Source organism: Acinetobacter sp. 1294596, assembly GCF_000582925.1.
GTDB lineage: Bacteria > Pseudomonadota > Gammaproteobacteria > Pseudomonadales > Moraxellaceae > Acinetobacter > Acinetobacter radioresistens.
In genome coordinates, this window is the sequence record NZ_JFCC01000006.1 from 60,051 (window position 1) to 70,750 (window position 10,700).

Below are 10,700 nucleotides of genomic sequence, written 5' to 3' on the forward strand. Positions count from 1 at the left end.
AAAGAGGGTGGTTTTTTTATTTAGCAGTAAATGTAGAGGTAAAGGTACGTGCTTCACGTCGTGCATCAGCATCAGATGGCATTGGATAAGGAGCGGCTGCCCTTACCGCAGCTTCTACACTGGCTTTCATATCTGGGTCACTTGAATTCACTACCACTGAGAGAACAGCTCCACTATCACTTAAAGTTACACGTGCTGTTGCCTTGTTACCAGAAGAGCCATTAGGTATATCCCAAGCACGTTTAATTTTATTTTCAAAATCACGTTTGGCAGATGAAGCAATTTTTTTAGCTTCAGCTTTTTTATCAGCCGCTTCTTCAGCTGCTTTTTTTGCAGCTGATGCTTTCGCTTCAGCCTCAGCCCGGTCTCTGGCATCGGCATCGGCTTTGGCTTTTTCAGCAGCATCCGCTTTTGCTTTGGCCTGCGCATCAGCTTTGGCTTTTGCAGCAGCGTCAGCTTTTGCTTTGGCCTGCGCATTGGCTTTGGCTTTTTCAGCAGCATCAGCCCTTGCTTTAGCCTGAGCATCGGCTTTGGCTTTTTCAGCAGCATCAGCCCTTGCTTTAGCCTGAGCATCGGCTTTGGCTTTTGCAGCAGCATCCGCTTTTGCTTTGGCCTGTGCATCGGCTTTGGCTTTTTCAGCAGCATCAGCCCTTGCTTTAGCCTGAGTATCGGCTTTTGCTTTGGCCTGCGCATCAGCTTTTGCTTTTGCAGCAGCGTCAGCTTTTGCTTTGGCCTGTGCATCGGCTTTGGCTTTTTCAGCAGCATCCGCTTTTGCTTTGGCCTGTGCATCGGCTTTGGCTTTTGTAGCAGCATCAGCCTTTGCTTTAGCCTGCGCATCCGCTTTTGCTTTTGCAGCAGCGTCAGCTTTTGCTTTGGCCTGTGCATCGGCTTTGGCTTTTTCAGCAGCATCCGCTTTTGCTTTGGCCTGTGCATCGGCTTTGGCTTTTGTAGCAGCATCAGCCTTTGCTTTAGCCTGCGCATCCGCTTTTGCTTTTGCAGCAGCGTCAGCTTTTGCTTTGGCCTGTGCATCGGCTTTGGCTTTTTCAGCAGCATCCGCTTTTGCTTTGGCCTGTGCATCGGCTTTGGCTTTTGTAGCAGCATCAGCCTTTGCTTTAGCCTGCGCAGCCGCTTTTGCTTTTGCAGCAGCGTCAGCTTTTGCTTTGGCCTGCGCATCAGCTTTGGCTTTTTCAGCAGCGTCAGCTTTTGCTTGTGCATCAGCTCTAGCTTTTTCAGCAGCTTCGGTCTTTTGTTTAGCCAATGCTTCAGCTTTAGCTCGTGACGCGGCATCTGTTTTTGCTTTTGCGTCTGCTTGAGCTTTTAATTTTTCTGCCTCTGCTGCTTTCGCCTTCTCTTCTGCACGTTTTGCAGTTTCAGTTGCCTGTAGTGAAGCAGAGGTTGTAGCAGGAACTGGAATAACAGGAGCTGGTTCTATACTTGGCTCGGCAGTTTGCGTAATTTCGGTTGCCTGGTTTTCATGTACGGTCTCTACAGTATCCGTCTGTTCTAGAGGAACAGGTTCAGGCGGGGGGAGATCCTCAGGTTTAATAAGTACAGTTTTAATTTGTTTAGGAGCTTCAGGCGGTGTACTCATACCCAAATAAAGCAAGCCGACCACAGCCAACAGATGTACGCCTAGCGTAAATCCAATTGCTACTACTTTTTGTTTAAAAGGAGGCTTTTTAAAATCTTTCATAAAATTACTTTAATGGTTCGGTCAGTAAACCCACTTGAGTTAAACCGGCTTCCTGAAGACTGGACATCAAGGCTATGACATCACCGTAAGGGCGGGTATTATGTCCACGGATCACCACATTGAGCTGTTTGTTGTCTGCCTCAGCCTGAGTCTGTGCTTCAGTTAAAATCTGGGTCAGCTGAGATAGCTCTAGAGGCTCTGCCTTATGCTGTTCGTATTCTAGATAGTAATGACCATCTTTATCTAGGGTAACCATGGCAGGTGCATCTTTAGATTCAATCGGATTACCATTAGCTTGTGGTAAATCTACATTAATGCCACTGGTAATCATTGGAGCAGTTACCATGAAGATCACCAGCAATACCAGCATGACGTCGATATAGGGCACGACATTCATATCACTTTTTAAAGGTTTTTTGATCCGCTCAAAGCGTCCGGAACGTTGAATAGCCATTATTCAGCTTCCTGTGCAGGACCCACAGACTGACGTTGTAGCAAGGCTACCATTTCTTCGGCGAACAGGGCACGGTCTGAGTAAAGTGCTTCACCTTTAGCTGTAAAGTGGTTAAAAGCCAAGACAGCAGGAATAGCTGCAAACAAGCCAATAGCAGTTGCAATAAGTGCTTCGGCAATACCTGGTGCGACAGTAGCGAGTGTTACCTGGTCAACAGCAGCAAGACCAATGAAGGCATTCATAATGCCCCATACTGTACCGAAAAGACCGATATAAGGGGCAACTGAACCAATGCTGGCCAATGCTCCCAGCCCCTGCTCAAGATTACCTTGGTCACGGCTCAGACCTACACGCAAAATACGTTCGGTTCCCTCAATCGACTGTGTCGTTGAGGCATGTCGTTTACTCAATTTAAAAAATTCGCCCAGTCCCTGATAAAAAATATCTTCCAGGCCTGAGCGTTTTGAGTTGAGCTGGGCGTTATTGTATAGCGTATTCAGCTCGGCACCAGACCAGAACATTTTCTGGAAATGTTCATCATCTTTTTGGGCTTTCTTATGACTCATATACAACTTGGCAATCAGGTACCAGCTATAGATTGAAGCGAGTAGTAGAATCAGCATAACCAGCTGAACCACAGGACTTGCTTGCAGAATTAAATCGGAGATATGCAGGGTTGATTCAAGTTGTGTTGCCATAGAGAAGTTGCCAGTGATTTTTCTAGTCTTGTTCCAGTTCTTTACGGATGAGATCGCGGATTTGCTCTGGCAGCTTGCGCGGCATCATTTTGTCATTCAAGCAGGCCAGTTCGACTTCACCCGAAGCCAGCAAGATTTCACCACGATAAATATTCTGTTGCAACACAAATGATGCAGCTTTACACGAAATAACACGTGCTGTAACAGTGATCAGGTCATCCATGAGAATTGGACGCATGTATTTGACGTTAATCTTATGCACCACAAAGTTATAATCTTTCTGGTGCCAGTAATGATCAACACCAGCAGCGCGTAGCCATTCCGTACGGGTGCGTTCCATATAGCGGATATGATTGGCGTGATAAACTATACCGCCCGCATCTGTATCTTCAATATATACCCGAATCTGAAACTCGAAATGATTTGCCATAGATCGCATCCGTCTAAAATACTTTTAGATATTTAAAAACTAAATATCTGGTTTTGCTTTACTTAGGGTAATACTTGATATTTCTTTCTTGACCAGACTTGAACTTATTTCAATACAAGGAAACTTAAACCAAAACATGTAATTCATTACGACTGATATAAAGAAATTGCTATTTTACCTCTGGCTGAAAGAAAGCTTTAAATTGAAAGTCCTACCAAGATACCACCCTGACTCAGGCCCGGATTTTAGCATAGACGTTCTGAACTCAAATGGCACAAGCTGACAATCCTGTAGAGAGCATGCAAATACAAGAAAGCAATTAATTGGCAAAAAGGTTCAGTGCATGCGAGCACTTTGCCAATTGTATAAAAACTGCCTATACCGCACCCTAACTATAAAAATCGTGACACTTGGCTAAAGAAGCATAGATGAACCTGCTAACGGATATTTCCATAAGTTCTAAAAATGTATTTAGCCAAATTTCACATGTAGAAAAATAAATTGGATAAGAGGTGTGCAATGCTCACGCAAGTTGTACGTAAAATCTTTCTCACCCGTAGCGGGAATGAAACTGCATGTAAGCAGCATAATGTAGCGAGTCTGAATATACCTATTCGACATTTTGATTTTAAATTTGATAAAGATGAGCTGGATAGCAAGTTCTATTTTCAGACTATTTTAGGCAGTGCGTACTGGCAGGCGCTCTCGATTTTTCTGACTTATGGTGAAGACCTGGTTATTGAAACTGCTCGTTTTCATCGTGATCTCGTAATTGATCCGGTTTTAAAACAGAGAGTTACCAGCCTAATTGGACAGGAAGCCATCCATTCAAAAATTCATGAGGAATGGAATGAAATCTTAAAAGATAACCGTTTCCCTGTCACTCTGTACCGTTTTTTGGCAGACAAAGTCTTTGACCATATCTTTCTGCGCTTTCCTCAGCCAATGAAATTATCACTTATGGCGGCTATTGAACATTTCACCGCGGTTATAGCCCAGCATATGATGGTTAATACAGATTCTTCGATTATGGCTATGATGGACAATCCGCTAACTCGTACTGAAGATAATAAGACTATGGCGCTATGGATGTGGCATATGCTTGAGGAGTCTGAACATAAAGATATTGCTTATGACGTTTATCAGGTTCTATCAGGTAATTACTGGTTAAGAATTTCTGGTTTTGTACTGGCATTGGTTACTATTCTGGGGCTGGTGTCATTAGGTGGCATCATGCTCCCTTATCTGCGTTCACCACGTTATCTCATCAGCCGACGTTATTACAACGATGTCAAAGATAGTTTAAAACTGCTGGTCGGGCGGAAATATGGCGTCTTCGGTAGTAACTGGCATCATGTATTCGATTATCTGCGCCGTGATTTTCACCCGAATGACCATGACACTACTGAGTATCTGGAATTCTACAAAAAATATTTGCTTGATCCGGAGAAAGGGCTGTTAACGCCATACTTTATTAAAGAGTTTGTGCCACCTCTGCGTACAGCTGCAGCTTAAAAATCTTGAATATCGAATATTGGATTCAGCATGAAATTATCAGGTAATAAAAGTAAATCAAGCCAGAATGCCTATGCGGTAGTTACCGGTGCCGGTAGCGGTATTGGACGGAGTTTTGCATATGAGCTGGCTAAACGTGGAGGTGCAGTAGTCTGTGTAGACCTTAACCTGGCAGCCGCACAGGATACTGTTGATCAGATTAAGGCAACTGGTGCGAAAGCATTTGCATTACAGTGCGACGTAGGAAATGCTGAACAGGTAAACAGTGTTGCTGAACAGGCTGAGCAGCTTTTAGGACACCCGGTTACACTTTTAATCAATAATGCTGGCGTTGGGCTGGGTGGCAAGTTTGACGAAGTATCACTTGATGACTGGAAATGGTGTATGCAGGTAAATCTATGGGGTGTTATCCATGGCTGCCATGCTTTTGTGCCAAAATTTAAAAAGCTGGGGTATGGCGCTATTATCAATGTGGCCTCAGCAGCCTCTTATACAGCCGCTCCAGAGATGAGTGTATATAACGTCAGTAAAGCAGGGGTATTAGCCCTCTCTGAAACTTTGTCATCTGAGCTGAAAAAGTTCAAGATTCAAGTAAATGTGGTCTGTCCAACTCTGGTCCCTACCAATATTATCAAGAACGGCCGTATTCCAGGCCAGTACTCAAAACTTGCTGATCATGCCTTGATGAATTATGCATTTACGACCAGTGATAAAGTCGCCAGATTGAGTTTAGACCGGCTGGATAAAGAACAGCTTTATACAACACCACAACTTGATGCCAAACTGTTCTGGCTGATGAAACGAACTTCTCCAAGTCTGTATGCCAAGTTTCTTGGCCTGTCTTATCAGTTTATAAAAACTTGAGAGTATAAATATAATGATGACTGAAGTTAAAACCAAACAGCGCGTCCATAAGAAGCAGTCTGCTAAAAATGATAACCAGTTATATGATACTTTTATTATCGGAGCTGGTATTTCTGGTATTGCAGCTGCCATCAAGTTAAATGAAGCAGGGTTGAATCATTTTAAAATAATTGAAAAGGCAAATACTGTAGGGGGGACCTGGCGGGAAAATACTTATCCGGGCTGTGGCTGTGATGTTCCTTCGGCACTATATTCCTATTCATTTGCGCCGAGTACTCGCTGGAGTCATTTATTTGCCAAACAGCCTGAAATATTTGCTTATCTAAAAAATGTAAGTGAAAAATATAATATTCTGTCAAAAATTGAATTTAATCAGGAGCTGGTCAAGGCCATCTGGCATGAAGACCAGCAAAGATGGATACTGGAAACTCATGAGAGGGTTTATCAAGCTAGAACTGTAATTTTTGCTACAGGCCCTATTACTGAGCCGCAAATTCCCAAGCTTGAAGGACTAGAAACCTTTACAGGAAAGATGTTTCATTCAGCAAAATGGAATCATGAATATGATTTAACAGGCAAGCGCATCGCAGTTATTGGAACAGGTGCCTCAGCAATTCAGTTTATCCCGCAGATCCAACCCTTAGCCAAGGAACTTTTCGTGTTCCAGCGTACCGCACCTTGGGTCTTGCCAAAACCTGATTTACCCTTAGGAAAATATACCAAGACCTTGCTTGCCAGGGCTCCAGTCATTCAGCAGAGATGGCGTCAGGCTGTAGCGGGTTCTCTTAACCTAATTAATTTGGGGTTACGTCATCCTGTATTTTTAAAACCAGTCAACAATGGAGCTAAACAGCTGCTTAAACTTCAAATTAAAGATGCAGTATTACGTCAAAATGTTACCCCTCAATTCTTGATTGGCTGTAAACGTATTCTGTTTGCCAATAATTATTATCCCGCCTTAATACAGCCGAATACCCGGTTAATTCCACACGGACTGGTTCGGGTAGAGGGCAATAAAGTAATTGCAGCAAATGGAGAAAGCCACGAGGTAGATGTCATTATCTGGGGTACAGGATTTGAAGTATCCCATCCGCCGATTGGTCAGCGCGTGATTAATGAAAAAGGACAGTATCTGGCAGATTTATGGAAAAATAGCTCACCGGAAGCTTACTTGGGAACCAGCCTTGAAAGTGTCCCTAATGCTTTCTTGATGCTAGGCCCAAATATTTTGGTCTATGATTCATTTATAGGACTGGCAGAGGCACAGGTGCAATATATCGTAAACGGTTTATTGCAGATGAAAAAACAAGGAATCAGTAAGCTCTCTATAAAGTCTGATGTGATTCATCAGCATAATGTTCAGGTGCAAAAACACTTGCGTAAGACTGTATTTAATAGTGGTGGATGTAAAAGTTACTATCTTGATCAGAACGGCCGTAATTTTGCTGCCTGGCCATGGTCGCTTAAAGTTTTAAAGCAGCGGCTAAGCCGACTGGACTTAAATGATTATGACATAGAATATTTAGAGAATATGCAAGAAACTAAACGCTCTGCATAAAACTCTAACTGAGCATTTTTTAAGATCATATCTTGGAACCGTGATTAACCCGGCTTAGCACACCGGGTTTCTCTATTTCTAGCTTATTCTTAATGTTTTGGTTCTGGTGGGGTCATACCGAACTGCAAGTAAGCCATATTGGTCGCGATACGGCCGCGCGCAGTACGCATGGCATAGCCTTGCTGAATCAGATAAGGTTCAATCACGTCTTCTAATGTCCCTGAATCTTCTGCCATTGCTGCAGCAAGTGCTTCTACACCGGCAGGCCCGCCGTCAAATCGTTCAAGTAGCATGCTTAAATACCGGCGATCCAGCGTATCTAATCCATCTTTATCGACATTCAGCATATCTAGTGCGCGCTGCGCCATTTCCTGAGTTACTTCTCCAGTACCTTTTACCTGAGCATAATCACGAACACGACGCAACAGCCGATTGGCAATACGGGGTGTTCCGCGGGCACGGCGTGCGACCTCACGTGAACCTTCTTCAGTAATTGGTACATCCATAAGACTGGCTGAGCGCGTTACAATATGTGTCAGGTCTTCTACTGAATAAAATTCCAGACGCTGTACGATACCAAAACGGTCACGCAGGGGCGAAGTCAGTAATCCGGCACGAGTAGTGGCGGCAACCAGCGTAAAAGGCGGCAGGTCCAGCTTGATTGAACGGGCAGCTGGTCCTTCGCCAATCATGATATCCAGTTGATAGTCTTCCATCGCCGGATACAGAATCTCTTCAATTACCGGGGAAAGTCGATGAATCTCATCGATAAACAGTACATCACCTTCTTCGAGGTTGGTCAGCATTGCTGCCAGATCACCCGCGCGTTCTAGTACCGGCCCTGACGTGGATTTGAGATTTCCACCCATTTCCCGGGCAATAATATTAGCCAAGGTAGTCTTACCCAATCCCGGCGGGCCAAAGATTAAGGTATGGTCTAGTGCTTCACCACGACCACGCGCCGCGCCGATAAAGATTTCCATTTGCTCACGTACTACCGGCTGACCAATATAGTCATCCAGTGAGGTCGGGCGGATGGCACGATCAAAATGATCTTCTGGTTTTTCTGAACCACTAATAAGTCGGTCTTGCATGAGCTCGTTATCTACTTAATTTATTTCATCATTGACTTAAGTGCAGCACGGATCAAATCGGCTGATTCACTGAAGTCACCTTTTACTGCAGCTACAGCTTTTTGTGCTTCTTGCGGTTTATAGCCCAGTGACTGCAGAGCGGCTTCTGCTTCGGCAATCGGAGAGTTGGCAATGAACTGGATTTGCGGCAGGGCAGTGCTACTGGTAGTTGCTGCTTGTGCCAGTGTTTTGAAACGGTCACGCAATTCAATCATTAAACGCTCGGCAGTCTTCTTGCCAACACCAGGGATTTTAACCAGTGTGTTCAGGTCATCATGTTCAATCGTATGCACCAGCAGTTCTACACTTAAGGTAGAAAGAATACCAAGAGCCATTTTCGGACCAACACCATTAACTTTGAGTAAGGTACGGAAAATGGTTTTTTCCTGAGCATTACTAAAACCGTAAAGTTGTTGAGCATCTTCACGTACTACCAGATGAGTCCACAATGTAACTTTCTGGCCTTTTTGTAATTGGCAAAATGTAGAAAGCGGGGTGTCAATTTCATAACCTACACCGTTAACATTTAAAAGTACGGTAGGAGCTTCCAGTGCAAATACTTCACCAATTAAACAACCGATCATTTTGAGTTTATATTCCTGAATTAAAGAAAAGTAGTGCGGCGACCCTGTAAGGCTTGGGCCAGTTCATATGCCTGATGATCTGAAAACTTACTGATAATATCCAGTACCTGCATAATATTCTGGTAATGATCAGTCTGAAAATTGGCCCCAAACTCCTGCAAAATTGTCATCAGACGCCGTTCTTTAAAGCTTAAAGACTTTTGTGGCAATGTTAAAGGAACAAAAGCATCCAGAATGTGCTGCAAGCTCATATGCGCGATAATTTCTAGATCTGATTTCTGCCGGTGCTCAAAAATCTTGTTTCGGGCCATATTCTTGGCAGTTTCTATACCTTCACAAATATCTTTGGGGCAATACTGCAACAAGCTGCCTTTAAGCTGGCCAGTTAAAATTTCAAAATGATGGCGTGCAAAAGCAGAAGTTACTTCGTCTACCAGACGTTTCATGGCCCGACCACGTAAGGCCGCGATTTTTTGCTGCCAGGTGGTATTCTTAAAATTCAGTTCTTCTGGCTGACCATAATCTGCAATCAGATTCAGGAAAATCGGCTCGACTTCTTCATAACTCAGCATATTTAAAATAATGCCATCTTCCAGGTCGATCAGGGCGTAACAGATATCGTCCGCCGCTTCAAGTAGATAAGTAAGTGGATGGCGGCAATAATGATAATCACCGAGCTGAATCAGTCCAAGCTGTTCGGCAATCTGCTTTAAAATTTCTTTTTCAGACTGATAGCAGCCGAACTTGGCCCGTTGGTGTGATGGCTGGTCATCAATGCGTTTAGACAGCCAGGGATATTTTAAATAGGCACCCAAAGTCGCATAAGTCAGGCGCATTCCACCATCATTCGGATGATAATCAATTCGGGTGAGCAGACGCAGTCCCTGTGCATTACCTTCAAACTGACGGACATCGGCTTCCTGCTCAGGAGTTAATTCTCTCAGCAAGTCATTATGAGATGCGTCATCAAACCATTCCCGAATCGCATATTCACCTGCATGTCCAAAGGGCGGGTTACCAATATCATGGGCCAGACACGCAGCCTGAATAATGGCTCCTACATCTGCTGGGGAAATCCATACCGGTAACTCATCCTTGATTTTCTCAGCTGCAAGCATACCCATTGAACGGCCAATACATGATACCTCCAGTGAGTGGGTCAGACGGGTATGAATACCATCATGCTGGGTAAGCGGGTGCACTTGGGTCTTGCGGTTTAACTGTCTAAAGCTTTGCGAAAAAATAATACGGTCATAATCTTTATGAAAAGGGCTACGGGCCAGTTCTGAAGTACTCTTTTTACTTCCCAGACGCACCGCCGAGAGAAGCTCTAACCAACGCATTTGTTCCATTTATGATTATTCAGTTGATTCAAAACCTGATCATGCCAAAAAATCCTATAATTCGCCAGCCAGAAGCGACAGTAATTGTCGGGCTTGGCTCAGGTGTTTTATATTCAGCCGAGCTTGGCCTTTTGGTTGGCAGACAGAACAGTCATTCAAAACTGCGTTTAACTTAAGTCTCTAAAGTATTCATAAAAGCAGTACCCTGATAAATTTCCTAAATATCGCCTCTAATGCCAAATTAGACATCAGAAATAGCTGAAAATTACAGTAAATTTTTATATTTTTAACTCTGGAATAGTTTGAAAATTATACAGTATTTAGAAATTACATGAAGTAAGAAAATTTATTTTTAATCTGTGAATAGTATGCCTGAACACCGAGATGATAAGAGCTAGGCGAAGGTTAAGCTCTTATTTTTTTAAAAT

At 43.6% G+C, this 10,700-nt stretch carries 11 protein-coding genes; 4 read left to right on the forward strand and 7 right to left on the reverse strand.

The window, feature by feature from the left end; translation table 11 throughout:
* Positions 1 to 16 precede the first annotated feature (16 nt).
* The 4 genes from tolA to ybgC are packed head-to-tail and all read right to left on the reverse strand — an operon-like array spanning position 17 to position 3,275.
* Positions 17 to 1,693: a cell envelope integrity protein TolA gene (gene tolA, locus J502_RS04280; protein ID WP_034683211.1), complete on the reverse strand. Its 1,677-nt coding sequence runs from the start codon at positions 1,691 to 1,693 to the stop codon at positions 17 to 19.
* 4 nt (positions 1,694 to 1,697) lie between these two features.
* Positions 1,698 to 2,147: a protein TolR gene (tolR, locus tag J502_RS04285; protein ID WP_005019311.1), complete on the reverse strand. Its 450-nt coding sequence runs from the start codon at positions 2,145 to 2,147 to the stop codon at positions 1,698 to 1,700.
* On the reverse strand, positions 2,147 to 2,845 hold the full coding sequence (tolQ, locus tag J502_RS04290; protein ID WP_005027054.1) for a protein TolQ: 699 nt from the start codon (positions 2,843 to 2,845) through the stop codon (positions 2,147 to 2,149). Before tolQ ends, tolR begins: the two co-directional genes overlap by 1 nt.
* A 22-nt stretch (positions 2,846 to 2,867) precedes the next feature.
* Positions 2,868 to 3,275, reverse strand: coding sequence for a tol-pal system-associated acyl-CoA thioesterase (gene ybgC, locus J502_RS04295; RefSeq protein WP_005019316.1), 408 nt, complete (start codon positions 3,273 to 3,275; stop codon positions 2,868 to 2,870).
* Positions 3,276 to 3,794: 519 nt separating this feature from the next.
* Between ybgC and J502_RS04300 the strand changes: the two genes are divergently transcribed.
* Genes J502_RS04300 through J502_RS04310 form a run of 3 tightly spaced genes read left to right on the forward strand, consistent with a single transcriptional unit; the run spans position 3,795 to position 7,212 of the window.
* Positions 3,795 to 4,790: a metal-dependent hydrolase gene (locus J502_RS04300; protein ID WP_034683214.1), complete on the forward strand. Its 996-nt coding sequence runs from the start codon at positions 3,795 to 3,797 to the stop codon at positions 4,788 to 4,790.
* Positions 4,791 to 4,820: 30 nt separating this feature from the next.
* Positions 4,821 to 5,654 carry an SDR family NAD(P)-dependent oxidoreductase gene (locus tag J502_RS04305; RefSeq protein WP_005406609.1) on the forward strand — a complete coding sequence of 278 codons (834 nt, stop codon included), beginning with the start codon at positions 4,821 to 4,823 and terminating at the stop codon, positions 5,652 to 5,654.
* A gap of 13 nt (positions 5,655 to 5,667) precedes the next feature.
* Positions 5,668 to 7,212, forward strand: a complete 1,545-nt coding sequence (locus J502_RS04310; protein WP_005406810.1) for a flavin-containing monooxygenase — start codon at positions 5,668 to 5,670, stop codon at positions 7,210 to 7,212.
* Positions 7,213 to 7,301: 89 nt separating this feature from the next.
* Here J502_RS04310 and ruvB read toward each other — a convergent pair whose 3' ends face one another.
* The 3 genes from ruvB to J502_RS04325 are packed head-to-tail and all read right to left on the reverse strand — an operon-like array spanning position 7,302 to position 10,281.
* Positions 7,302 to 8,306: a Holliday junction branch migration DNA helicase RuvB gene (ruvB, locus tag J502_RS04315; protein WP_005027049.1), complete on the reverse strand. Its 1,005-nt coding sequence runs from the start codon at positions 8,304 to 8,306 to the stop codon at positions 7,302 to 7,304.
* 20 nt (positions 8,307 to 8,326) lie between these two features.
* Complete coding sequence (gene ruvA, locus J502_RS04320) at positions 8,327 to 8,929, reverse strand: Holliday junction branch migration protein RuvA (protein WP_005019323.1); 603 nt, start codon at positions 8,927 to 8,929, stop codon at positions 8,327 to 8,329.
* Between the two features lie 20 nt (positions 8,930 to 8,949).
* Positions 8,950 to 10,281, reverse strand: coding sequence for a deoxyguanosinetriphosphate triphosphohydrolase (locus J502_RS04325; RefSeq protein ID WP_034428985.1), 1,332 nt, complete (start codon positions 10,279 to 10,281; stop codon positions 8,950 to 8,952).
* A 2-nt stretch (positions 10,282 to 10,283) separates the two neighbouring features.
* Between J502_RS04325 and J502_RS16920 the strand changes: the two genes are divergently transcribed.
* A complete protein-coding gene (locus J502_RS16920) occupies positions 10,284 to 10,448 on the forward strand; it encodes a hypothetical protein (protein WP_005406730.1) in 165 nt (54 codons plus the stop codon).
* Positions 10,449 to 10,700: the final 252 nt, after the last annotated feature.

Excerpts from the sequence above, each read along its gene's own strand:
- tolA (WP_034683211.1), bottom strand. The coding sequence starts at position 1,693 with ATGAAAGATTTTAAAAAGCCTCCTTTTAAACAAAAAGTAGTAGCAATT.
- tolR (WP_005019311.1), bottom strand. The coding sequence starts at position 2,147 with ATGGCTATTCAACGTTCCGGACGCTTTGAGCGGATCAAAAAACCTTTA.
- tolQ (WP_005027054.1), bottom strand. The coding sequence starts at position 2,845 with ATGGCAACACAACTTGAATCAACCCTGCATATCTCCGATTTAATTCTG.
- ybgC (WP_005019316.1), bottom strand. The coding sequence starts at position 3,275 with ATGGCAAATCATTTCGAGTTTCAGATTCGGGTATATATTGAAGATACA.
- J502_RS04300 (WP_034683214.1), top strand. The coding sequence starts at position 3,795 with ATGCTCACGCAAGTTGTACGTAAAATCTTTCTCACCCGTAGCGGGAAT.
- J502_RS04305 (WP_005406609.1), top strand. The coding sequence starts at position 4,821 with ATGAAATTATCAGGTAATAAAAGTAAATCAAGCCAGAATGCCTATGCG.
- J502_RS04310 (WP_005406810.1), top strand. The coding sequence starts at position 5,668 with ATGATGACTGAAGTTAAAACCAAACAGCGCGTCCATAAGAAGCAGTCT.
- ruvB (WP_005027049.1), bottom strand. The coding sequence starts at position 8,306 with ATGCAAGACCGACTTATTAGTGGTTCAGAAAAACCAGAAGATCATTTT.
- ruvA (WP_005019323.1), bottom strand. The coding sequence starts at position 8,929 with ATGATCGGTTGTTTAATTGGTGAAGTATTTGCACTGGAAGCTCCTACC.
- J502_RS04325 (WP_034428985.1), bottom strand. The coding sequence starts at position 10,281 with ATGGAACAAATGCGTTGGTTAGAGCTTCTCTCGGCGGTGCGTCTGGGA.
- J502_RS16920 (WP_005406730.1), top strand. The coding sequence starts at position 10,284 with ATGATTATTCAGTTGATTCAAAACCTGATCATGCCAAAAAATCCTATA.